The 24,862-nt window shown below is 60.1% G+C and carries 16 protein-coding genes and 1 tRNA gene; 5 read left to right on the top strand and 12 right to left on the bottom strand.

Features of this window, described 5'->3' with window-relative positions:
* Positions 1-159 precede the first annotated feature (159 nt).
* The 4 genes from RSF91_RS01085 to purL form a co-directional block, all read right to left on the bottom strand.
* Positions 160-1,242: an ATP-binding protein gene (locus tag RSF91_RS01085; protein ID WP_332566683.1), complete on the bottom strand. Its 1,083-nt coding sequence runs from the start codon at positions 1,240-1,242 to the stop codon at positions 160-162.
* Positions 1,243-1,276: 34 nt separating this feature from the next.
* Positions 1,277-3,055 (bottom strand): DUF5691 domain-containing protein, encoded by a 1,779-nt coding sequence (locus RSF91_RS01080; protein ID WP_332566682.1) that lies wholly within the window; start codon positions 3,053-3,055, stop codon positions 1,277-1,279.
* On the bottom strand, positions 3,052-4,464 hold the full coding sequence (locus RSF91_RS01075) for an SWIM zinc finger family protein (RefSeq protein ID WP_332566681.1): 1,413 nt from the start codon (positions 4,462-4,464) through the stop codon (positions 3,052-3,054). The genes RSF91_RS01080 and RSF91_RS01075 overlap by 4 nt, the downstream gene beginning before the upstream one ends.
* Positions 4,465-4,752: 288 nt before the next feature.
* Positions 4,753-8,763, bottom strand: coding sequence for a phosphoribosylformylglycinamidine synthase (gene purL, locus RSF91_RS01070; protein WP_332566680.1), 4,011 nt, complete (start codon positions 8,761-8,763; stop codon positions 4,753-4,755).
* 173 nt (positions 8,764-8,936) lie between these two features.
* Here purL and map point away from each other — a divergent pair, with 173 nt between their 5' ends.
* The 3 genes from map (at position 8,937) to RSF91_RS01055 (ending at position 12,907) form a co-directional block, all read left to right on the top strand.
* Positions 8,937-9,749, top strand: a complete 813-nt coding sequence (gene map / locus RSF91_RS01065) for a type I methionyl aminopeptidase (protein WP_332566679.1) — start codon at positions 8,937-8,939, stop codon at positions 9,747-9,749.
* Between the two features lie 189 nt (positions 9,750-9,938).
* Positions 9,939-12,587 carry a [protein-PII] uridylyltransferase gene (locus RSF91_RS01060; RefSeq protein WP_332566678.1) on the top strand — a complete coding sequence of 883 codons (2,649 nt, stop codon included), beginning with the start codon at positions 9,939-9,941 and terminating at the stop codon, positions 12,585-12,587.
* A 56-nt stretch (positions 12,588-12,643) separates the two neighbouring features.
* Positions 12,644-12,907 (top strand): hypothetical protein, encoded by a 264-nt coding sequence (locus RSF91_RS01055; protein ID WP_099736481.1) that lies wholly within the window; start codon positions 12,644-12,646, stop codon positions 12,905-12,907.
* A 66-nt stretch (positions 12,908-12,973) separates the two neighbouring features.
* Here RSF91_RS01055 and asd read toward each other — a convergent pair whose 3' ends face one another.
* Positions 12,974-13,837, bottom strand: a complete 864-nt coding sequence (gene asd, locus RSF91_RS01050) for an archaetidylserine decarboxylase (RefSeq protein ID WP_332566677.1) — start codon at positions 13,835-13,837, stop codon at positions 12,974-12,976.
* 406 nt (positions 13,838-14,243) lie between these two features.
* Between asd and infA the strand changes: the two genes are divergently transcribed.
* Both infA and RSF91_RS01040 read left to right on the top strand, forming a co-directional pair.
* Entirely contained in the window at positions 14,244-14,501 is a 258-nt protein-coding gene (gene infA / locus RSF91_RS01045) for a translation initiation factor IF-1 (RefSeq protein ID WP_332566676.1), read from the top strand.
* Between the two features lie 69 nt (positions 14,502-14,570).
* Positions 14,571-14,647 (top strand) — tRNA-Pro (locus RSF91_RS01040).
* A 210-nt stretch (positions 14,648-14,857) separates the two neighbouring features.
* On the opposite strand, the gene RSF91_RS01035 is transcribed toward RSF91_RS01040, so the two are convergent.
* From RSF91_RS01035 to RSF91_RS01005, 7 genes are all read right to left on the bottom strand, one after another.
* A complete protein-coding gene (locus tag RSF91_RS01035; protein WP_332566675.1) occupies positions 14,858-15,307 on the bottom strand; it encodes a hypothetical protein in 450 nt (149 codons plus the stop codon).
* 92 nt (positions 15,308-15,399) lie between these two features.
* On the bottom strand, positions 15,400-15,921 hold the full coding sequence (locus tag RSF91_RS01030) for a hypothetical protein (protein WP_332566674.1): 522 nt from the start codon (positions 15,919-15,921) through the stop codon (positions 15,400-15,402).
* Entirely contained in the window at positions 15,921-16,454 is a 534-nt protein-coding gene (locus RSF91_RS01025) for a hypothetical protein (protein WP_332566673.1), read from the bottom strand. Before RSF91_RS01025 ends, RSF91_RS01030 begins: the two co-directional genes overlap by 1 nt.
* Entirely contained in the window at positions 16,451-17,710 is a 1,260-nt protein-coding gene (locus RSF91_RS01020; RefSeq protein WP_332566672.1) for a phage head spike fiber domain-containing protein, read from the bottom strand. Before RSF91_RS01020 ends, RSF91_RS01025 begins: the two co-directional genes overlap by 4 nt.
* On the bottom strand, positions 17,707-18,297 hold the full coding sequence (locus RSF91_RS01015; RefSeq protein ID WP_332566671.1) for a hypothetical protein: 591 nt from the start codon (positions 18,295-18,297) through the stop codon (positions 17,707-17,709). The genes RSF91_RS01020 and RSF91_RS01015 overlap by 4 nt, the downstream gene beginning before the upstream one ends.
* Positions 18,294-19,178, bottom strand: a complete 885-nt coding sequence (locus tag RSF91_RS01010) for a hypothetical protein (RefSeq protein WP_332566670.1) — start codon at positions 19,176-19,178, stop codon at positions 18,294-18,296. Before RSF91_RS01010 ends, RSF91_RS01015 begins: the two co-directional genes overlap by 4 nt.
* The gene (locus tag RSF91_RS01005) at positions 19,179-24,722 is read right to left on the bottom strand and encodes a phage tail length tape measure family protein (RefSeq protein WP_332566669.1); all 5,544 of its coding nucleotides are present in this window, start codon (positions 24,720-24,722) and stop codon (positions 19,179-19,181) included.
* Between the last annotated feature and the right edge of the window lie 140 nt (positions 24,723-24,862).

Here is a 24,862-nt window from a genome sequence, read left to right as displayed (position 1 = left end):
GGCTGCGGAATGGAGGACGTAGCAATTTCTCAAGCAGTGAAGACAGCTCAGCCCATCGCAGATGGGCGGTTGAGACGAGGCGTCCTTGCTGCAGACAGTAGCAGCGCTACGGCAAAGCAAGGCAACGACGTATCAAGAGCTGTATTCACTGCAGCCAACTCACAGTTGTTCGCGGCAGGCGCGGTACAAATCCTTCCAGTCACTGCGTTCCTTAACCACGGTTTCCAGATATTCCTTCCACACCACGGTGTCCTGCACCGGGTCTTTGATGACCGCACCCAGCAGGCCAGAGGCCACATCGCCTGCGCGCAGCACGCCGTCGCCAAAGTGGCCAGCCAGTGCCATGCCGCTGTTGATGACCGAGATTGCCTCAGCCGTAGACAACGTGGAGCTGGGCGACTTCACGCGCACAGTCTTGCCGTCTTCGGTCTGGCCGTTGCGCAGCTCGCGGAAGATCTGCACCACGCGGCGCACTTCCTGCAGGGCTGGCGGCTCGGCGGGCAGGGCCAGCGCCCGGCCTTGTTCGGCCACGCGCTTGGTGACGATCTGCACTTCTTCATCTTGCGATGCAGGCACGGGCAGCACCACGGTGTTGAAGCGGCGCTTCAAGGCGCTGGAGAGTTCGTTCACGCCTTTGTCACGGTTGTTGGCCGTGGCGATGACCGAGAAGCCCTGCACGGCCTGCACTTCGCTGCTGAGCTCAGGAATGGGCAGGGTCTTTTCAGACAGCACGGTAATCAAGGTGTCCTGCACATCGGCGGGGATGCGGGTCAGCTCTTCGATGCGGGCAATCTTGCCCAGCTTCATGGCGTGAACCAGAGGGCTGGGGATCAGCGCCTTCTCCGAAGGACCGTGGGCCAGCAACTGAGCGTAGTTCCAGCCATAGCGCAGCTGCTCTTCGCTGGTGCCGGCAGTGCCCTGGATCAGCATGGTCGAGTCGCCACTCACGGCAGCCGACAGATGCTCAGACACCCAGGACTTGGCCGTACCTGGCACACCGTAGAGCAACAAGGCGCGGTCGGTGGCCAAGGTGGAGACGGCAATCTCCATCAGACGCGGGCTACCGATGTATTTGGGACTGACCTCAAAGCCGTTGCTGAGCTTGCCGCCCATGAGGTACTGCAGCACCGCCCAGGGCGAGAGTTTCCAGTTCTGCGGACGCGCGCGGTCGTCCACTTTTTGCAGGGCATCGAGTTCTTCAGCAAATTGCGTCTCGGCGTGCTGACGTAGTACTTGGCTCATGATGTGCTTCCGGTATGAATTCAGAAAATGGGGATCAGCTGCGCAGCTCGGCATGCAAGGCCATGCGCAGATCGACAATGCGGTTCAGTTGTGCCAGTACCTGCTCGTCATCCCAGGGACGCAGGCGGGCACGGTCCAGTCTGGCTTGCTGCTCTGGCGTAAGAGTGCTGGCCACGACAGCGGCTGTGGCGTCTTCCACCACGGCGTCGGTCTTGGAAACCAGCTTGCGCCACAGCTGCGTCAGCCTGGGCATCACCGCCGTTTCGGCGGCCGTGGGCGATTCGGCATCCACAGCCGCTTCAGGCACGGATTCGGGGGCTGGAGCGGACTGGCGCCAGAGCTGCGCAAAGCGCGGCAACATGGCCGCATGCAATCTGCGGGCGCAGACCAGCACCGCCTGATCGGCCTGCCAGCTATGCCAGCTGCCCGTGGCCTGCTTGCCGCCCAAGGCCTTGTCCAGCTCGTCCATCACACGCTCGGACATAAGCAGTGAAAACTCGCCCACCACCGGCATGCCGCCTTCCAGCGTGTTGATGCGGTCGATCAGCGTGCCCTTGGCCTGCTGCAACTGGCGCAGCCAATACTCCTCGCGCTGCTCGGGACTGAGCTGGTCGAGCAAGGCGGGCAGCAAGGACTCTGCCCGCGCGTCGCGGTCCATGGTCTGCAGCAGACCGATCCAGCGCACATCAGGCTGATCGCGCAAGGCTGCCAGCCATCCCTGGCGCAGCGCCGTCTTCCAGTCACTGCGGCGGCTCCACTCCCACAGCTGCTCAGGCGTCATGCCCAGCTGCTGCATCCAGAAGTCCAGCGGTGCCAGCTCCACCATCTGCTGCAGCCACCAGGCTTTCACACCCTTGATATATGCAGGTGGCTGCAGCGCAATGCCATCGCGCTCCCAATCCTTATTACCTTCTTCTGGCGGCTCAATCTGCCATTCTCCCTTGGTGTTCTGGGTGAGCATGGCTTGCAGCCAAGAGGTAATACGCTGGCTATGGGCGCTTTGCGGCATACGCGACAGCAGACGGGCCGCATTTTCGCGCACCTCCTTGCTGCGGTCGGTCAGTAGCTTTTCCAGCAGCGGCTCGTCGTCCATGGAAAGGCTGATTTCCAGCGCCATCACCATGGGTGCGCGCTCTTTGGCGCTGAGCTCTTTGAGGCTGCCTTCCAGCCGGGTACGTGCCTGGCTTGCATCGCGCGCGCGCTCATCGCGCAGCAAGGCCACGCGCTGATCGATAGAGCCTTCCTGCCAAATCTGGTCGGCGTTGGCCGTCTCCTGCACACCGCTGGCATAGGCCCACTGCGGGTTCAGCGCTGCCAGCCAGCGGCCACGCTCGCCCAGCACCGGCGTCAGCCATGTGCGCAGTTCCACAGACTGGCGACCTTCATTCAAGGCCGGCACCAACAGCTCATGAGACAGGCGCATGCCGGTCTCATTCAGCCTCTGAAACATGGGGGCCAGCAGGTCTCGCGGGCCATGCTCCAGCACATCCTTCATCATGGTCAGCAGTAGCACGCTTTGCGGTGCATGGCGCGACTCTGCGGCGGGCAACGCTGGCAACGCCAAGCTCTGGCTCAGTCTGATCTGCGCGCCGGGCGTCCAGCCCGCACGCTCCAGCACGGCGGCTACGGCACTGGCCCGCAGCACTTGCGCAGCGGTCGATGTCGCGGGCTGCTGCAGGGCACTTTCCAAGGCTTGCCTTGTCGGCGACAGAGATGCATCGGCACCCGCAACCAATGCCGCAGGCACGGGCAAGCGATCGGCGCCGACCAGGCTGGACTGCTGCAAGGCCGCCCATAAATGGGTGCTGCTCATAAAACTTCTCCCTGGTTCTGCCACAGCTTGCGCAGGATCTGACCTGATTCATCGGCCTGCCAGGCGCTGAGCAAACGCCAGCGCCCCAGTTGCGGCCCCGGCTCCCATTCGCCAAACAAGGCCATGGGCGCACCGCCCGTCAGCGCCAGCAGATGCCAGGCTTGCTCATCCGCAATCACGGCAGGGACCGGCGCGTGCGAATCCTTGTCTTGGGGCCAGGCCACCAGCCATTGCCCATCGGCAAACACCAGATGTGCCTGCGTGCACCACAGCGGCTGGACGGGCTGCAAAGGATTGGCGGCAATGCGCTGGCTCAGCCGCTGCAAGGGCTGGGCCAGGACGGCTGGCTTCAACGGCGCAGCGTCCGCAGGCCCCAATGCCTGCGCGCCGCTGGCGGCAATTGCCCGCAGCGGGGCATTGCCGGGGTAAAAACTCAAGCGGCTGCGGTAGGTAGAGCCCGGCACCAATGCGGTTTCAAAGCCGCGCCCCCCTTGCGAATAGTCCAGCACCAGCGCCATGCGCCCGGTCTGCAGACCTTGCAACCAGACGCGGCGCTCAACCAGGCGGCCTTCACGCTCCAGCATGCGCAGGCCGACCACCAGCCAGTCGTCGCTGATGGTTTCGCCCAGCGCCTGCACCTCGACCTTGTCCATGGGCCAGCCCAGCGCTGCCATGACATCAGCTTTGACCTCGGGGCTCAGCGACTCGCGGCGCTCAACAGCATCGACCAGCAACTGCCAATGCCCCAGCTGCACCAGCAAGTCACGCGCCCAGTTGGGGTGGCTGTCCACCACTTCCCATGCCTCTTTAATGCGGGCGGACATGCCAGTCGCCTGCGCATCGACCATACGTGCAGCCATGGTGTGCCAGTGCTGACGGGCTTGCACATCGCTGGACTGATTGGCCAGGCCCGTGCGCACCATGTCCTGCATCCACAGCGACAGCTCCTGCATACCGGCAGATACTTTGTCCCAGCGTTTGTCATCACGCTTGGCCTGCTGTTTGGCAAGGACTTCAGGATCGGCAGCGGGCGCAGCAGCAATGGCTGCTGCCTTGGCCTCTTTTTTCTCGGCCTTGTCTTGTCTACCACCCAACCAGGCATTGACCCATTCTGGTGATTCACCACCTTCGGGCACCTGACCTGCCGCACGCAGCAGCATCAACGCCAGGCCATGCTTGCAGGGAAATTTGCGGCTGGGGCAGCTGCACTTGAAGGCCGGGCCGCTAAGGTCGACCTGGGTTTGATAGGGCTTGCTGCCACTACCCTGGCATTCGCCCCAGACTGCGACATTGTTGCTGCCCACGGTAGGCCATTTGCTGATGGACTGCAGCCCTTTGGCGGCTTTGGACGAAGCGGCATCCGGCGACAAGGCCAGAACTTCTGCTTCTGTAGCTAATACACGCGACACCGATGATCCCCCGTTCGATCAAGTTGCTGCATTCAAATTTGGTAGCTGCATACACTTATGTAGCAAGCGCTAGAGGCCTATTGATCTCTGAATCGCGAGTCTGCGCATTGTTTGAGACTTGCCCGCCTGAAGCAGGGCCAGTCGTTTACCGGGCATCAGCCTAACACCAGAGCCAGGGCCTCCAGCTGAAACAAAATAAAAATTCACGAAGCAAAAAAGCCGGCTGACTTGCGTCAACCGGCTTCTGCTTTTTACGAAGAGCGTTTAACTCTCAGCGGCGCTGAAACATCAGCCCAGCCACTTGCGGGCGTTGCGCCACACATTCATCCAGGGGCTGAATTCGGACTTGTCGCCCGAAGTCCAGCTCTTCTGCACGTTGCGGAACACACGCTCGGGGTGGGGCATCATGGCGGTGAAGCGGCCGTCTGCCGTTGTCACAGCCGTCAAACCACCGGCCGAACCGTTGGGGTTGAACGGGTACTGCTCGGTAGGCTGGCCGTGGTTGTCCACGTAGCGCATGGATTTGACGACCTGATCCGCGTTGCCACGGAACTGGAAGTTGGCAAAACCTTCGCCATGTGCCACGGCGATCGGCAGGCGCGAGCCAGCCATGCCTTGCAGGAACAGGCTGGGCGATTCCAGCACTTCGACCATGCTCAGACGCGCTTCAAAGCGGTTGCTCTGGTTTTGCGTAAAACGCGGCCAGTCTTGTGCGCCGGGGATGATGTCGGCCAGTTCGGCAAACATCTGGCAGCCGTTGCACACGCCCAGACCGAAGGTGTCGGTACGGCCAAAGAACGCCTGGAACTGCTCCGACAGACGATCGTTGAACGTGATGGAGCGTGCCCAGCCAATGCCAGCGCCCAATGTGTCGCCGTAGCTGAAGCCACCGCAGGCCACCACACCAGCAAAGTCTTTCAGCTGTGCGCGGCCAGCCTGCAGGTCGCTCATGTGCACGTCCACCGCTTCAAAACCGGCTTCGGTAAAGGCGTAGGCCATTTCCACATGGGAGTTCACGCCCTGCTCGCGCAGCACAGCCACGCGCGGCTTGGCAGCCACGTTGATGAAAGGCGCTGCCACGTTGACCTGGGGGTCGAACGTCAGGTGCACATGCATGCCGGGATCGTTTGCTTGGCCAGCGGCTGCGTGTTCGCTGTCGGCGCACACGGGGTTGTCGCGCTGCTGGGTAATCTTCCAGCTCACGGCGTCCCACACCTGGTGCAGGTCGGAAAGCGTTGCGCCAAACACCTTGTTCGCATCGCGCCACACTTGCAGCTCGCCCTTGCCAGCATCCACGGGGGACGACACAGGGCGGGTCTTGCCAATGGTGTGGCTGCACTGGATCAAGCCGTGCTCGCGCAGCACTTGCAGCACTTCGGTGCGATCCGCAGTCTTGATCTGCAGCACAGCGCCCAGCTCTTCGTTGAACAGTGCGCGCAGGGTCAGGTCTTCGCGGCGGCCGGAGACTTGCTTGCCCCAGTTCTTGCCTTCGCCGCTGTCCATTCGGCTGTCAGAGATGCCGTCGCCTTCGGTGATGAGCATGTCCACATTCAGCGCCACGCCCACATGGCCCGCAAAAGCCATTTCGGCCACGGTCGCCAGCAGCCCGCCGTCGCCCTTGTCGTGGTAGGCCAGGATCAGGCCCTTGGCGCGCAGTGCATTCACCGCATCCACCATAGCGATCAGATCCTTGGCGTCGTCCAGATCAGGCACTTCGTTGCCGGATTGGTTGAGCACTTGACCCAGAATCGAGCCACCCATGCGCATCTTGCCGCGGCCCAGATCGATCAGCACCAGGGTGCTGTCGTCTTCCTCGGCATTGAGCTGGGGCGTCAGCGTGGTACGCACATCGTCAATCGATGCAAAGCCAGTGATGATCAGGCTCACGGGCGAGGTGACCTTCTTGGTCACACCGTTTTCGCTCCACTGCGTACGCATCGACAAGCTGTCCTTGCCCACGGGAATCGAAATATTCAGCGCAGGGCACAACTCCATGCCCACAGCCTTCACCGTGGCGTACAGCGCAGCATCTTCACCGGCTTCGCCGCAGGCGGCCATCCAGTTGGCCGACATCTTGACTTTGGACAGCTCGATAGGCGCAGCCAGCATATTGGTGATGGCTTCAGCCACGGCCATGCGGCCCGAGGCGGGAGCGTTGATGGCGGCCAGCGGTGTGCGCTCGCCCATGGCCATGGCTTCGCCCTTGAAGCCCTTGTAGTCCGCCAGCGTCACAGCCACGTCGGCCACGGGCACTTGCCATGGGCCAACCATCTGGTCGCGGTGGGTCAGACCACCCACAGCGCGGTCGCCGATGGTGATGAGGAAGCGCTTGGAGGCCACGGTGGGGTGTGCCAGCACATCGATCACGGCCTGCTCCAGCGCCACGCCGGTCAGGTTAATCGCGGGCAGCTCGCGCTCTACGGTGGTCACATCTTTGTGCACCTTGGGCGGCTTGCCCAGCAGCACTTCCATGGGCATGTCGACCGGGAACTTCTGGTCGCCAGATTCCACGGCCGTGTCTTCCAGCACCAGTTGACGCTCTTCGGTGGCCGTGCCGATGACGGCAAACGGGCAACGCTCGCGCTCGCAGAATGCGGCGAACTGTGCCAGCGATTCAGGGGCAATGGCCATCACGTAACGCTCTTGCGATTCGTTGGACCAGATTTCCTTGGGCGACATGCCCGATTCTTCGAGCTTCACAGCGCGCAGATCAAAGCGCGCGCCACGACCCGCGTCGTTGGTCAACTCAGGGAAGGCGTTGGAAATACCACCAGCGCCCACGTCGTGGATGGCCAAGATGGGGTTCTTCTCGCCCTGCTGCCAGCAGTGGTTGATGACTTCTTGCGCACGGCGCTCAATCTCTGGGTTGCCGCGCTGCACCGAATCAAAGTCCAGCTCTGCCGCGTTGGTGCCCGAAGCCATGGAGCTGGCTGCACCGCCGCCCATGCCAATGCGCATGCCGGGGCCACCCAGCTGGATCAGCAAGGTGCCTGCGGGGAACAGAATTTTCTTCGTCTGCTCAGAATCAATCACGCCCAGACCACCAGCGATCATGATGGGCTTGTGGTAGCCACGGGTGATGTCGCCGATTTGCTGCTCATATTCGCGGAAGTAACCGGTCAGGTTGGGGCGGCCAAACTCGTTGTTGAACGCCGCGCCACCCAAGGGGCCTTCGATCATGATTTGCAGCGGGCTGGCAATGTGCTCAGGCTTGCCCACTTCACTGCCCCAGAGCTTGGACACGGTGAAACCAGTCAGACCCGCCTTGGGCTTGGAGCCACGGCCGGTTGCGCCTTCGTCACGAATTTCGCCGCCGTTGCCGGTGGATGCACCTGCGAACGGAGAGATGGCCGTGGGATGGTTGTGCGTCTCCACTTTCATCAACACATGGTTGATGGCAGTCTTTTTTTGATAGCTAGGAGCGCTTACGCTGTCTGTGCCAGCATTGAATTTGGCGGTAAAACGCTCGACTTCATGACCTTCCATGATGGAGGCGTTGTCCGAGTACGCGACCACCGTGTGCTGGGGCGACACGGCTTCGGTGTTGCGGATCATGCCGAACAGCGACTTCTCTTGCGCCACACCGTCGATAGTGAAGTTGGCGTTGAAAATCTTGTGGCGGCAGTGCTCGGAGTTCGCCTGCGCGAACATCATCAGCTCCACATCGGTGGGGTTGCGCTTCAGGCCCTTGAAGGCGTTTTCGAGGTACTCGATTTCGTCTTCGGCCAGGGCCAGGCCCCACTGCTTGTTCGCTTTTTCCAAAGCAGCAGCGCCGCCACCCAGCACATCCACAAACTCCATGGGCTCTGCAGCCAGGGTTGTGAACAGCTGCTCGGCCTCTGCACGGGTGGCAAAGACCGATTCGGTCATGCGGTCGTGTAGCAGAGCAGCGATTTGCGCGGTTTGCTCTTGCGACAGCTCGGGCTTGCCACCGAGGATGCCGGACTTGAGTTCCACACGGAACTCGGTCATGCGCTCGACGCGAAAGACGTTCAGGCCGCAGTTGCGGGCAATGTCGGTCGCCTTGGAGGCCCAGGGCGAGATCGTTCCCAGACGGGGCGTGACAATAAATGCCACACCTTCGGCTGTGCCGATGTAGGGATCGCCATAGGTCAAGAGTGCCGACAGGCGCTCTTGCAATGCGGGAACCGGAGCACCCTCCGTAGCCACCAGATGCACAAAGCGTGCTGACACGCTGGTGATCTTGGGGTGGATAGCGACCAGATCGGTCAAAAGCTGTTGAGCGCGGAACGAGCTAAGAGCGTTTCCACCCTCAAACTGTGTCAAATGCAAGGTCACGTGGCGGCCTGTTTATGTGAAGGCTGGTGAATGCGCCCCCGCCTCGACCCGTTAAAGGTCAAAGCCAAGGCACTGTATCGGTGAGCCTCACATTTTACCGTCCCTCGGGCTTACCCCAGGACCTCGCGTCCCTTGCCCCTGCAAGTTCAAGCCCGCGATGGGATAATTCCCCCATGAGCATCACACTGAAAACCCCCGAAGACATCGAGCGCATGCGCATTGCTGGCCGCTTTGCTTCGGATGTGCTGGACTACATCACCCCCCACATCAAGCCGGGCATCACCACCCAGCAGATCGACGACCTGTGCGCCGCGCGCATGGCCGAACAAGGCACCAAGACCGCCTGCCTGGGCTATCAGCCGCCGGGCATGACGCCCTACCCGGCCTATGTCTGCACCTCGGTCAACCACGTGGTCTGCCACGGCATTCCCAATGACAAGCCACTGAAGAAGGGCGATATCGTCAATGTGGACGTGACCGTGATTACCGATGACGGCTGGTTTGGCGACAACAGCCGTATGTTCCTGATCGGTGACGGCACGATTGCTGGTAAGCGTCTGAGCAAGCTGACGTTTGAAGCCATGTGGAAGGGTATCGAGCAGGTCAAGCCCGGCGCCACGCTGGGCGATATTGGCCACGCCATCCAGACTTTTGCCGAAGGCCACAACCTGACCGTGGTGCGTGAGTACTGCGGCCACGGCATTGGCAAAGTCTTTCACGACGAGCCACAGGTGCTGCACTACGGCCGCCCCGGCGACGGCGTGGTACTGGAAGAAGGCATGGTCTTCACCATTGAGCCCATGCTGAACCTGGGCAAGCGCGACATCAAAGCCATGCCCGATGGCTGGACTGTGATTACCAAAGACCGCAGCCTGACCGCCCAATGGGAGCTGATGCTGGCCGTTACCAAGACCGGCTATGACGTGCTGACCTGGTCGGATGGCTCTCCCACGCCCCCAGATTTCATCAAAGCCATACGCACCTGATCATTTTTCAGCTGCCCGAGGATCATGCCGCACCCAGCCAGACTGGTTGCGGCATATTTTTTGCTTGCAACCCTTGTGTCGCAAGCGCTTTGCGCTCACCTTTTTGCAGACACCGGCTTCAAGCCCAAGTCAGTTGAGTTAAGGTGGTAGTTAAGCAATTGCCCTGTTGAAACCCTTTTTCTGCTGCGCATGACCTCCTCTGCCCTCTCTCCTGCCACCGCGCCTGATGCGCCCGATCAACTCTCGCTGCAAACTCTGCGCGAGGAATTCCGCACGGCTAAGGCCAAGCAGATAGCGCTGCTGCAAAACCCGGCTCTGGGCCGGCGCAGCGTTCGGGGTGTGCTGCACCATTTCAGTGAACTGGCCGATGGCCTGCTGCGCACACTCTGGCAGCGGGCGCTAATGCCAGAGACCGCAGCCCTGCTGGCCGTGGGTGGCTATGGGCGTGCCCAGCTCTTTCCTTATTCAGACATTGATGTGTTGGTGCTTCTGCCCCAAAGTGGGGCGCAGCCTGCTCCTGAAATTGCAGCACGTATCGAGCAATTCATCAGCAGTTGCTGGGATGCGGGGCTTGAAATTGGCTCCAGTGTGCGCAGCATTGCCGAATGCTTGCAGGAAGCCGCGCAAGACCTGACGGTGCAGACCGCTATGCTGGAGTCACGCCGCATCACCGGCAACCAGCCCCTGTTCGCCGATTTTGAAAGCCAGTTCCGCGCGCAGCTGGAGCCCAAGGCGTTTGTCGAAGGCAAGATTCTGGAGATGCGCCAGCGTCATGCCAAATATGACTTCACGCCGTATTCGCTAGAGCCCAATTGCAAGGAATCTCCCGGCGGCCTGCGCGATCTGCACACCATGCTCTGGCTCACCAAGGCCGCAGGTTTGGGCTGCAGCTGGCATGAGCTGGCCGAGCAAGGTCTGATTACCCCGTTTGAGGTGCAGCAGCTCGAATCCAATGAATCGCTGCTCAGCCTGATCCGCGCCCGCCTGCACGCAGCAGCGGGTCGGCATGAAGACCGTCTGGTGTTTGACTTGCAAACCGCCGTGGCTGAGGCCTTTGGTTACCGATCCACCACGCCCGAAGGCCGCAAGCTGGCCATGCGCGCAGGTGAGACGCTGATGCGCCACTACTACTGGGCGGCAAAAGCCGTCACGCAGCTGTGCCAGATTGTGCGCATGAGCATTGAGGAGCGCCTGAACCCCAGCTCGCATGAGCTGATTCGCCTGAACGAGCGCTTTTGCGAGAAGGCTGGCGCCATTGAAGTCGTCAGCGACGACCTGTACGAGCGCGACCCACATGCGATTCTTGAGACTTTTCTCATGTATGAGCAGCATGAGGGGCTGACCGGCCTTTCCACCCGCACCCTGCGCGCGCTGTATGCCAGCCGCGATGTGATGGACAGCGCTTTTCGCCATGACCCGGTGAACCGCGCCACCTTCATGAAAATTCTGCAGCAGCCGCGCGGCATTACCCATGCCATCCGGCTAATGAACCAGACCTCGGTGCTGGGTCGCTACCTTTGGCCGTTTCGCCGCATCGTGGGGCAGATGCAGCATGACCTGTTCCACGTCTACACGGTGGATCAGCATATTTTGATGGTCCTGCGCAATGTGCGGCGCTTCTTCATGGCAGAGCATGCCCACGAATATCCGTTCTGCTCCCAGCTGGCCGCTGGCTGGGACAAGCCTTGGATTCTGTATCTGGCCGCCCTGTTTCACGACATCGGCAAGGGCCGCGGAGGCGATCATTCCATCATCGGCTCGGTAGAAATCAAGCGCTTTTGCCGCGCCCACCAGGTTGACAAAGCCGATGCCAAACTGGCCGAGTTTCTGGTGCGCGAGCACCTGACCATGAGCCAGGTCGCACAAAAACAGGACTTGTCCGACCCCGACGTGATTCGCGCCTTTGCTGATCGCGTGGGCAATGAGCGTTATTTGACCGCTCTGTACCTGCTGACGGTGGCCGACATTCGCGGCACCAGCCCCAAGGTCTGGAGCGCATGGAAGGGCAAGCTGCTGGAAGACACCTACCGCCTGACACTGCGCGTGCTGGGTGGGCGCGCCCCCGATGCCGCAGCCGAAGTGGAAGGCCGCAAACGCGAGGCATTGATCCAGCTGGCCTTGACGGCGCAGCCCTTTGAGTCACACAAAAAACTCTGGGAATCGCTGGATGTGAGCTACTTCATGCGCCATGAAGCGGCTGACATTGCATGGCACACCCGGCATCTCTCACGCCATGTAGGCTCAGGCAAACCCGTGGTGCGCGCCCGTCGATCACTGGCGGGCGAAGGCCTGCAGGTGCTGGTGTATGCGCCAGACCAGGCCGATCTGTTTGCCCGCATCTGCGGCTATTTCGACCGCGCCAGTTTTTCGATTCTCGACGCCCGCGTTCATACGGCCAACAACGGCTATGCGCTGGATACTTTCCAGGTCATTGCCCCCACCATGCAAGAGCAGTACCGTGAACTGATGCACATGGTGGAAAACGACCTGACGCACGCTCTGCTAAAGGGCGGCCCGCTGCCCACGCCCTCTCAAAGACGGCTGTCTCGCCGGGTCAAGAGCTTTCCGTTTGCACCGCGTGTCTCGCTACGGCCTGATGAGAAGGCTCAGCACTGGCTGCTATCCATCTCCGCATCGGACCGCGCCGGCCTGCTCTACATCATTGCCCGCATCCTAGCTCAGCACCATATCAGCGTGCATCTGGCCAAGATCAGTACGCTGGGCGAGCGGGTGGAAGACACTTTCCTGATCGAAGGGCCGGAGTTGCAAGATAACAGCAGCCAGTTGCGCATAGAGACCGAGCTACTCAAGGCACTGGCCCAGCCCAGCGGAAATTGAGGCTTCAGTTTGGAGAAAAGCTGCCGATAAGCATTCACCACTACTACGGAAAGCCTATGCAGCTCGCCTCCAATGAAGTTGCGGCACCGCCGCCCAGCACTACCCGCAGTGGCCTGTTTCATATGCCGCTGTTTCGCCCTGGTACCGAGGTGACCCAAAATGGCCGACGAGAAGTCGTCAGCCACGTCATTCTGCGCAGACGAGAGCTGATGGTTTATCTGCAAGGCCATGACGACCCCGTCAAACCAGACCGTCTGCACTTGGCGCCCTCGCTGTTCACCACCGAGCGCAGCCCCCAGCCGCTGACCTGGTTTCTGTAAATAGTCAGGCATCAAAAAAGCCGCTGACGCTTATGGCATCAGCGGCTTTCGCTATGAAACTTGAACTCAGTTCAACTGGGTCTGCACATTGGCCATCACCTGACCCAGTTGCACCGGCGCTGCAGGCTGCCACTGCGCATTGAATTGCAGCCCCGCGCTTTTCGGGAACAGCATGACCACGGTGGAGCCCAGCTGAAAACGGCCCATTTCGGCGCCCTTGGCCAGCTCTACGGCTTCAGCGCCTTCATAGTTCCAGGTCTTGATGTGACCAGGGCGCGGCGGGTTGATCAGGCCATGCCAGACCGTCGCCATGCTGCCCACAATCGTGGCGCCCACCAGTACCATTACAAACGGGCCGTGTGCAGTATCAAACACACAGACCACGCGTTCATTGCGCGCGAACAGGCCGGGCACGCCACGCGCCGTCACCGGGTTCACTGAAAACAGATCACCGGGCACATAAGTCATGCTGCGCAGCTTGCCTGCACAGGGCATATGAATGCGGTGATAGTCACGCGGGCTCAGATAGATGGTGGCAAAGCTGCCATCATCAAACTGGCGCGCCAGTGCGGCATCGCCCCCCACCAGCGCGGTAGCACTGTACTGGTGGCCCTTGGCCTGAAAGATCTGCTCGCCTTCAATTTTGCCAAACTGGCTGATGGCGCCATCGACAGGGCACACCCAGTCCGCCTGAGCCAAAGGACGAGCACCATCCTTGAGCGCCCGCGTAAAAAAGGCATTGAATGTCTTATAGGCCGCTGGATCGGGGTTAGCCGCCTCGGCCATATTGACCTTGTAACGCTGGATAAAGCGACGAATGACTGCCGTCGTCAAGCTTCCGGCCTCGGCCTGGGCCAATTTTCCCATCAGGACGGTCAGAGCCTGCTTGGGCAAGAAATATTGAGAAAGTACGGCAAGTCGATCAGACACAGTGGTTTTTTGCTATCAAAGTTATAGAACAGTGGACAGGATTCTAGCCAAGACAACGGCGACCGCCACAGTCTTTCAAAACACCGGCCTGCGTCTGTATCTATTGCACCTGCAAAGCAGCCATAGACATCCGTGAATCCTCTATGAAAAAGTGCACAAAACCCGTCTTATCGATGCGACGTCCTACCCTTTTTCCAGAACATAAGCAAGGCCAAGACGCTACAATTCTGGTGTTTAGCTGAATGCTTTTTGCGGCATTGCTAATGGGATATCGGCCTTTTGTTTGGTCTGCGCAGTCTGCGCTGCGCGCCCGCAACGTAAAAGGCCTGAGTCACACAACACTCAGGCCTTTTACGTGGCGATGACGAACAAGCGCCGCAACTGACCTTTTTGAGAGATTGAACAAATGGCCAAGGAAGAACTGATTGAAATGCAAGGCTCCGTGACGGAAGTCCTGCCTGACTCGCGTTTTCGCGTCACGCTGGAAAACGGTCACCAACTAATTGCCTACACCGGCGGCAAGATGCGCAAGCATCACATCCGCATTCTGGCTGGCGATAACGTGTCGCTGGAAATGTCGCCCTACGACCTGACCAAGGGACGCATTACCTTCCGCCACCTGGCCAACCGTGGCCCAGGCCCCGGCCCGCGTCGCAATAAGTAATCAGTCTCTTCACTCAAAAGTAGCTACTCTTCCAAAACGAGCTGATTTTTGTGCCTATAATAGAGGCTTCGGAGCGTAGCGCAGCCTGGTAGCGCATCTGCTTTGGGAGCAGAGGGTCGCGAGTTCGAATCCCGCCGCTCCGACCAAATGATTCAAGGACTTAGCTGAGAAATTGGCTAAGTCCTTTTGTCTTTTCTGGGCTGAGGGGTAAACAAAAAATTTGCTACCTTCGCCCCTTTCTGGACTCTCCGGCTATGAGTCCTTGCTATGACAAAGTGTAATTGGCCGCGTGGCTCTGAACATTCGGACGCATGGGCCTGAACTCGCGTTGACGCCCATGCTCGAAACCTAGAGGGTCACCCTCCAGGAATGCTTCTGAAAAACTGGCCAAGCTTGTCAATGCCATCCACGATGCCACAAGAGGTAGCGAACACCTCTAGTCCTTTCCACGCTGTGGCGAGAGCACCTAGGTCAGGAGATGGTTGCTGCATGGCCACTCTTAAATCCATCGCACCACGCGTCAAGCGATCCGCTTCTATGGTCCCAAGACCTGATGCTTGCTGGATCAGTCCGTTAAGTTCGCGCAGTAGCTCCTCAAGGGCAACTGGTTTGAGTCCGCCAAGTGCGTTGGCACCGATAGCAATCGAGTCTCCATAAGATCTTGCCCCTCTCCCCATAGCCATTGCCTGGTTAAGCATGACGTTTCCCGCTGCATCAGTTGCTCGCCAAATTACATTGCCGTTGCCAATCACCGCGTTTTCGGGGAATTTCCCCACTAATACGTTGTCATCACCTACGTACTTCATAACCTGATCCTCTCTTTTGTTGAAAGCCTATTCTTACCTGCAAGTGGCATCAGAGCTACAATGCAAAATCGAATTTTTTGTTCGAGGCCTACTTACGCCCAAACAATAGCGGCAGCGGGCAGGTTGGCAGGATCAAATCGCCAAGCATCATCCTTTGCCATGCCTAGTGCAGAGGCGCAGGCCTCGCTGCAGGTCCAGCGCTGGTCTTTCTGGGGGATCACCCAGCTCATGAAGCCCAGGATCAGCTGCCAGTCGTACATTTCACCCTCATGCACCCTAAACCAATGGGCCGTGGCCATAGGGTCCAGGTTGATCTTGACCACATCCCAGCGGCTTGGGTCGAGCACTACTCGCTTGAAGCGCACGCCGCCCGTCTTGCCTGCCCTGCGTGGAGAAAACGTCGGTAGCGCCTCGGCTGCCACGCTGCTGGCGCACCAGAGTGAGCCGTCCTTGTCGGGCTCGGCCATGCCATCGGGCATAAGGTGGCCAACGCCGTCCCCTGGCTCGAAAACAATCTCGCTGTGGCTGTACTGGCCGCGCAGGCGCAGCCGGATGATGCGATTGAACAGGCCCTGCAGACCTGGACGGGTGGACTTGTAGCTGGCCAAGAGCATCAAAGGCCTCCAGCTTGAATGAAGATCGCATCCAGGCCCGAGTCATCCAGGCCCAGGGCGTAGCCCAGCTGGACCAGCAAGGGGCGTTCGCGCTCAAAGTCTTGGCTGTCATCCCATTCGATCTGTGCGAGCTGGCGCGCGATGGGGTCTGGGATCGCGTCGATTGCAGGCTGCACTTTATCAAGCAGCCCTGCAAGCAAGAGAGCCTGGCGCGCCTGGCGGCGTGTCACCTTTGCCGGAACACGAGGCATATCAACCTGATCACCACCAGCAAAGACGCGGTCAGGCGTGGCGGGCGGGTCGATCTCATAGTCCTGAAGCGCTGGCACACGTTCAGACAGATTGACGTGCCAGCCAGGAACGGGCCCAAACTCGGGCTCATAACCGTCTGGCGTGGATACCTGCGCACCAGTCGGCCTGTAGATGACGCCCACTACATCCACAGCAGCAGATCCGATATAGGCTGGCCATGTTGCCGCTTCAATTGCCCGCAGCGCGGACGCCTCATCTGCAAAACGTAGATAGACCATCATGCTGTAAGCCTCCCCAGTTCCGGTCCGGTCACGGCCGCAGCAAAAAATGCAATCTTGCGGATATGTCCCGTGAACTGGTATCCGAAGCTGATGAAGTTAATCGCTGGCAATTCACCCGTGGCATTGACAAGTACGCCGTTGAACGCAGAAGTAAAGTTACCAGCGTCGACAGCAACGCCGATCTTGTTCCACACGGCACGAGGCGCAGAGCCAAACGATGTTCCGAGATAGATCACATCAGCTTTTTTGATGTAGACCGCTGCACTGCTTAGCTCAGTGTTATTCGACTGCGATAGCCAGGCCGAGACGCAGTTTGCGTTCTGAAACGTCACCGACGGCCCTAGAAAGAACGGCATGCACGCTCGAAAGCGCAAGTTCATCCGAGCTTCAGCAACCATCGTCCCTCGCTGGCCCACCCAGCCGAGATCACGCGCCGCCATGCTGGCAACATCTGCTGCGCGAGTTACTTGGGCCGTTGTAGTCGCAATGTATGACGACGACCAATTGCGCTTTGTGCACTGTGCGCCGAACAAATAGAGGTCTTGGGCACCTGTTCCGTCATACAGCGTCGATGTCATCAAGTCTGCTGGGTAGACGTATGCAACGAGCGGGTCTGCGCCATCTGTCGAGCCTGCAAAGTATTCGATGCAGCACCATGTCCAGCCGTTGGGCAGCTTTTTGCGCTGCAAAGACAGCGTTGCGCCCTGACTGGCTCCCGTGACATTGGTTTCTCCCGTCACGAGATCAAAATAGCCTGTGACGAACCCAGAAGACAGCGAGCGGCGCAGACGCAATGCGACTTTGGACTTCTGACCAGGCTTGACAAAAACGCTGAAGAAAAAGCGATCTCCCTGGGCGAATGTCGCAGCCATGTTGAGTTGAGATACACCGTGCTCCGCTGCCGCCTGGTTGTCGCTAACCAGAGCATCAGCCATCGCTGTGCCGTCAGGGCTCAGCATCACTTTGGCCGCAATCGTTGCGCGCTGCTTGACCCATGCGGCGTTTGCAAAGTCTTCAGACTGCAGGGCCAGATTGGTTTCGCTCTCTTCAAAGAGGAGACCCAGGCATTCGCCAGTCTCCGGGTCATAGTCGATGCGGGGCACATTACTGCCGACTCGGCGTAGCAGCCCATCTGGTCCGAAGCAAGTCCCGACGCTTGCGCGAGAAAACTGCATCAGAGGATGAATACGGCCACTGCCCGCAAAGTCAAACTGTCGCGCGGGCCGCGCCGCTGGCAAGTTGGGAATAGTCGTCATGTCCAGCTCTCCGAACGGCTGCGGATAACACCGTCGAAGCCGTGAAACTTGATTGTTGTGGTGGTGTCGTTGACATACTCACGCCAGCAGTCGCCTGGGCGGCTATCGGGCGTATGTCGGTACATCAGTCCAATGCCCTGGCTGCCGTATGCATCGTGAGACAGGTCCTTGCCCGCAGGCACTTGATTGGGGCGCGAGCCCACAGGAAAATTGCGCGACAGCTCCCAATGCGTGGGGTCAGCACTGGGGTCTGCTCCACCAGCCCCTGCCGTCAGGCGTCGGTAGATCAGGCCGTTTGCGGGACTCCAGCACAAGTCACCCGACTGGTAAGCCGCGGTGGCGGAATACCTTCCCGCGCCCACCATGGAAATGGCTTCATCAGCAGCGGACTTGGCGGCCGCAGAGTGTGATCCCGCAGTGGCTGCAGCTGTTGAAGCTGTAGATGCGGCGAGATTGTTCTCTCGCGCCTGGGCATTTGCGGCTGCTGAAAACCCACTTACAGCTGACATCCAGGCATCGGCCCGAACCGAGAAATTGACCGGGTCAGTACTCTGCGGTGGCGGCGGAAGTTCAGGAATCATGGTCATGTCAGGCTCTCAATCTCAAGGGAACATAGGTGCTTGGTCGGATAGGCCACTTCCAAAGAAAAGTCTTTGTAGGGGCCATAGATCGTCATGGGGCTGTAGGTCTCTCGGCCTGGCACGCCAAGCCAGACGCAGGGCGTGGCCCGGACGGCTTCCAGCACGCGCTGCACGGCGGGGTATCGCTCTCGGGGCTGCTCCAGACGCACGGACATACGGCGGCTGAAACGCCCGGCTTCAAAGGACTGCACGCCATCGGCCGTGGTGTTTTTACGGCTGTAGTCGATGATGGAAGTGGTAGCGCCCCACTGGGCATCACCAAGATCAAACGTATTGCCCACCACGATGGCTGCGCACCGAGCCGGGCCGGTGATGGTGATTTCCAGGCGGCTACCGCTGGAGGGCACCAAGCCTGTGAAGATGGCCTCCGCGATCTGCTCGGGCTCGGCATAAAAGTATTCGTACCAGTCCGAAGGCTGGGTGCGAAGCACCTTGGCGAATTGGCACAGCAGCACATTGGCGGCGCTGCGCTGCACGACTGTCACTTTGGAGCCCACCAAGCCAAACAGCGCCACAGCATTAACGCGGCCTGGAACCGTGACCGTAGTGGTCAGATCGCCTGCAGTGGTCGTGCTGGTACTGATCTCGGTGTCAAACATGGACCACCGGTTGGAAGGCGCGGCTAGCATCCAGTAAAGCGGCTCGGACGCGGGGCTCTTGTCCATGGCAGGTTCCTGCACGCATTCATAGGTCTTGCCCGTCGAGGCTAAGAAGACGCGCTTGCCCAGGGTGTAGCTGACTGTGGCCGAGTAGTCTGGGTCTGCAGCACCTGCATTGCTGGCCGTGACCATCGTTGGAGTGACCTTTAAAGGGCGAATCAACAGCATTTAAACGGCCTCCAAACGCATGACGAAGTGCTGGCCATCGGCATTGCGCACAGGGATGCCCTCCACGGAGAAACGGTCCAGCAGGCGCTGGGTCTTACCCGTGTTGGTGGCAATCGCACCCGCATCGGCGCGGCGCTCGACCCGCAGATCGGCCACTTCATGGCGCAGGCGCACCAGCTCGGCCAGCAGCGGCGCCAGGTCAAGGCTCTGGCTCGGCGCGGCCAGCATGCGGCTGGTCATGTCTGCACTGAAATACCGAGCAGGCCCAGTCACTTCCAGCTCGGGCCCACGCTCGCCCACCAGGCGCAGGCCACCCGCGTGCAGACCACCAGCCGCGAATGCCGGCACGGGTCGGCCCTGCAGGGCAGCGATCACTGCGCGCAGACCGTCGCGGGTCGTGTCGGTACCGGCCTTGATGGCCTCTGTCATGATCTGGTCGCTGCTCTTGGCACCGGCTTCCAGGGCGGCCAGGGTGCTGTCGATCTGGCCCAGCAGGCCCAGAGACTCTTCCTGGTAGTTCTTGGGCGCGTCCTTTTCAATGCGCCCCGCAATGGCTTCGGCCCTGGCCAGCAGCGTGTTGACCAGGCTGGCGTACTCGGCCCCGCCCAGGCCCGCTTCCTGGGCCTTTTGCAGCAGGGGCTGCAGCAGCGAATTCATCTCAGAGCCATAGCCAGCCAAGGTTTCACCCGTGGTGGACATGGCCATGGAGTACGCCACGTTGTAGCGCTCTTGCATGTTGGCGAACTGCCCGGCCGTGCTCATCTGGCTAAAGCGGATGTCTGCCACGGTGGAGCGCAGGCCGCTGGCCGAGGCATTCATGGCTTGGGCCAGTTGAGCCTGAGACTGGTAGTAAGCGACGGTTTCTTCGCGCAGCTTGCTCAGATTCGACACGGCTTTGCCGCTGTCCAGGCTGTACTTCTGCAGCGCGGCCACATAGTCGAGCTGGGCCTTTTGCGCGTTGTTGGTCGCATTGCCTTGTGCAGCACGGGCTGCGGCCAGGGCTTGCTCGGCACTGGTCACCTTGCTGGCCAGCGTGGCAGCCTGGTCACGCAGGGACTGGGCTTTGGCGCGGTTCGCGGCCTCTTCGTCCATGGCCTTCTGGTAAGCGGCCAGGGCATTGACGTAAGTGTTGGTACTGCTCAGACCGCCACGCAGCCCGCCCGAACCCAAGCGCGTGAGCTGGTCGGCAAAGGCTTGAATCTCGGATGTGGGCAGGTTCTTGAGCTTGGCCAGCATATTGGCCTGTGTATCTTCATAAGTCACCAGACCAGCCAGGCTGCCCGGCACGCCTTCACCATGGACGCCGTTCTGCACGTTGCCATAACGCAGGTATGTGGCTACCAGAGAGCGAGCCGCATCGCCACGCTTGGCATCGAGCGCGGCCGCACTGCTTTGCAGGCCAGGGGCCTTGTTCGCGTTGTTGGCAAAGGCCGTGGCGTATTCACGCTCGCGCTGGCCAATCAGTGCATCGGCGCGGGCCAAGGCCGTCTGGGCGTTGGCAATGCCGGTTTGACCCGGCAGCGCCACGGTCTGTTGCTTGATCTGGGCCCGAATCTGGGCGGGCGTCATCGTCGTGGGGCCAATGATGCTGATGGCGGCTTCACGCACGGCCTGGCGCTCGCTGGCAATGCTGCTCAGATCGTCACGCACGCGCTGGGCGATCAGCTCAAAGGCGCTGGTAATCGTGGCTGTGAAGGTCTTGGCATCGACTCCTTGTAGAGCTTTGGACAGCCCGTCGATGTTGATCACCGTGCCGCTGGCCGATGTCTGCAGGGCGTAAATCTCACTACGCAGCACACTGACAGCCGCCTGGGCAGGGTTGAGCACAGCTGTGCTGGACTGCACTTGGTTGGACCATGTCAGCACGCCGCTGGAGCTGTCACCCAGAATTTTGTTGATGCTGGACATGGACCCACCCAGCTGCTGCGCCTGATTGGTAGTGCCCGTCATAGCCTCCCGTGCAATCTGCATGCCTGGTGCCACGGCCGCAGCGCGGGTGTAGGTCGATATCAGGTCTGCCGCCGCAGCCTTGGCCAGTTCGTCCAGCTGCTTGGCTGTCTCGTCAAACTGGGGAGCCATCTGCAGCAACGTGGCGTATGCCAAGCGGCCATGCTCTGTCGTCAGGTCCAGGCTGGAGACCAGCGCACGGAACTCGGACTGCGTGCCAGGCAGGGTCAGGCCCAGCGTGGCCAGCTGCTTGGTCATTGCGGCCGTGCTGTTGTTGGCACGCTCGGCCTGGCTGTAATAGGTCTTGTAATAGGCTTCCGACGCCGAGATATAGGCATCTACGCTGCCAAAGTTGGCCACCAGCTTGCTGGCCATGTCCGCGCCAGTCAGACCCACGCTGTAGAGCTTGAGGTTCAGTGTCTCAAACGTGGCATTGGTCGCTGCCAGGCTGGTGGACAGGCGCGTCAGCGTGGCGGACTGGCTCTCACCGGCCTTGGTGTACCTGGTCGTGTCCAGTACCAGCCCGGCCATGGTGTTGCCTGCGGCCGCCATTTCCTCCTGCAGGCGAGCCGTGATCTGGTCGCCGGTCAGGCCTTCCGTGCTGAAACGAATGTCCCGCGTGTATTTCTTGACTGCATCAGAAGACAGGCCCAGGGCCTTGGCCTGCTCACCAATATGGGTCTGCAGGCCCTTGAAGGTCTCCTGCAGGGCCGCATTGGCTTCCAGCTTGCCGATCTTGCTCCAGCTGCGATCGCTACCGAACCAGCCACCGTCCCGCTCAAACTCGGCATAGCCGCTGAGCTGGCCGCCAAGGCTGCCCGTAATGCCAGAGCCGGTCTGCGTGACTTCACCGCCCCAGATTCCCATGCCATCGACCAGACCGCCCAGCACCGAGCCAATCATGGTGCCAATGCCCGGCATGATGTAAGTGCCAATGGCCGAGCCAATGGCAGAACCATATTGGCCTTGGCTGAGGCTGTAGATGCTGCCCAGATAGCCCGCTGCCGAGCCAAGACCCCCTTCAAAGCCCGGCAGTGTCTTGAGGTACGCGTCGGCACCCTGCACCGTCTGCCCCAGGGACATCAAGGACGATCCAGCAGACTCCCAGCCCTTGGTGACCATGCTCATGCCCTGATCCATCAACCAGCTGCTGCCCTTGGCTCCCCAGGTGGACCAGTCGGCAAAGCCTCCATTCATCAAGTTGCTGCTGGCATTGCCCAGCAGGCCCGAGCTATTGGCCAGGCTGGCGGCCGTTCCCGCTACGCCACCGGCACCGCCACCAGACAACCCCAGCATCTGCCCCACGATGCGCACCACAAAAGGCTGTGCAAAGGCCTTGTAGATTTGATCGGCAACCGTGGTCTTGAAGGTGGTGGCCAGGCTCTGCGTCCAGGACTTCCAGCCGCTCTTGCCGTTGTTGAGCATGTCCGCAAAGCCTTTGCGAAACACGTCGTCATACTGCTGCACGGACTCGCTCCAGACTTGCAGATTGACCTTGGCGCCAGCGTTGGCCAGCTCCTGCAGGCGAGCCTGTTCCAGCGTGGCCAAGGCGGCTTTTTTCTCGGCATCGCCCAGGTTGAGCTTGTCTACGGCGGCGATTTCCTTGGCGTAACGCAGCTCCACCTGGCGTTGTGCGGCAATGATCTGGCGCTGCTGGGCGCTGGCGCCAGACAGGGCGAACTCTTCTTCATAGGTCTTGCCCATGGCCTGAGCACTGCGCAGCAACTCATCAGCCTGCTGCTGCACCGCCTTGTAATCGGCCTGACCCAAAGCGCCTACAAAGTCCTTTTGGGCGGCAATCTTCTCGCGCAGGGAGGCGATGTACTTGGGGTCGAAGCTGTCGCTGCCCTCGGCCTCCGCCAGCTGGTGCTGCAGCGTGGCCAGGGTCATTTGCTCAATGGCAGTGCGGCCCTTGCCGAAAACCTCATTGGCCGCAGCCTGGTCGCGGGCGCGCTGACCAATGGCCTGGGCGTCCTTGTAGTTGGCGTCAATGGCCTGCTGGTGCGCCTTGTATGACTGCTCCAGACCTTCATTGCTGCGCAGCTGAGCGGCCAAGGTGTCAGCAATGGCCTGCTTTTCTTTGAGGCGGGCAATGGTCTTGCCATCGGTGGCCAGCTTGATCTGCTCGCCAATCTTGAGGCTTTCGCGCTCGGCCGTATTCAGCTCTGTGGCACCGCTGCCCATGGTGAGCAGCTGCTGGTGGTACTGCTGCGCGGCCACCAGTTGGCTGCGCATGCTGGCCATTTCGGTGTCGGTGATATGAATACCGCCAGCACCTTTGCTACCGCCTTTTTTGTTGTATTTTTCGCGAATGCCGCCAATTAACTGCTCCAAGTCTTTACGTGCTTGAGCATCAGTTTTTGCTAGCTCGCCATATTTGGCCTCGGCCTGCGTGATTTCTCGGCGCATTTTGACAGCGTCGCTGTCATATTTAGCTGACTCGCGCTGCAGATCAATTCCAGACTGGCGATTTTTATTCTCTTTATCAATTGCGTCAGCTGTCGCTTTGGATGCAGATTCAGATAATTGCGCAATGCCTTTCGCATTTTCAAGCTGGGCTTCCTTTTGCGCAGTGGCCTTTCCATCCTTTATTCTTAAATTCGCGTTATTTTCTTTACGCCGACGAATATCCTCTTCCAGTGCCTGTATCTGTCCCTCGGCCTGATCCTGTACGGTGGTTGGACGACCGATATTCAAAAAGGCATCCCATGCCTCTTTGGCCAAGTCGCGCGCACCACGCCAGCCTCGTTCGATATAGCCCAGCTCGCTTTCCAATTGCTTGGTTCGCGCTGACATAGCTGTGCTGTAGGTTTTCTGAGCAAGTGCGGCAGCTTCTTCAGTTCGCCCCTGATCTTCAAGAGCCCTGATTTGCCTATAAACGGCAGGCGTCAGGTAGTTATAGGACTCATTGAGTTTTGCGGATGCCTCAGCGGGCTTGGTGCCCAACTGCTCCAACTCTTTGGCAGTCTGTTCAATAGAGCGGCCCGCCAAATCCTCCATACGCACAGCCACAGTCGTGAATTCGACCAAGCTGTCTCTGGAAATTTTGCCGCTGCTTGCCAAAATTGCCAGGCCTTCAGCTGCCTTGGATTGCGTGCCATAAATGCCATCGACCTCGCGCGACATGCGACTCAGGGCCTCGGCCGTCACGCCAGCCGCATTGCCGTTGAGCACAGTCAGCTGTCGAAACTTATCCTGCTCTGCACTACCTTGGTAGTACGCAGCAGCTACCAGTCCTGCGCCGATGGCGAGACCTCCGATAGCTGCCGTTGCAGGAGTAATAGCGCCCACCATGGCTCTGGCCGCCGCACTTGTGCCACCAAAACTGTCTTTGATCTGCCCGCCTTGCTGGATAGCCACCATCCAGATCGGCATTCCGGATGCAATGCTGGTGACAACGTCTGTCATCTGCATAGGAAGCATGCGCATAGCCTGGGCATGCTGGGCTGCAGAGATCGCCCCATTTCTATGCAGATCGTTGCTGGAGCCAATGACACGCAAATACTGAGGTGCAGAGCTGCTGATGTCTGCCTGAGCTTTACGCAGGCTCTGCGTGCCATTAGCTGCATCTGCGCCAGACTGAGCTACCTGCTGCATGCCTTCACTGGCTCTTGCAGCCCCTACCTGGACCTGAGCGCCCATTCGGATTGCTTCAGCTGCCACACCTTCAATGCTTTTGGCTGCAGCAGTACCGTTGATACCGGCAAGCGCCTGGGTAGCCTCGGCCGCGCCAGCCT

Source organism: Comamonas sp. (assembly GCF_036643215.1).
GTDB lineage: Bacteria > Pseudomonadota > Gammaproteobacteria > Burkholderiales > Burkholderiaceae_C > Comamonas.
This window is presented reverse-complemented; position numbering and strand designations above follow the sequence as displayed.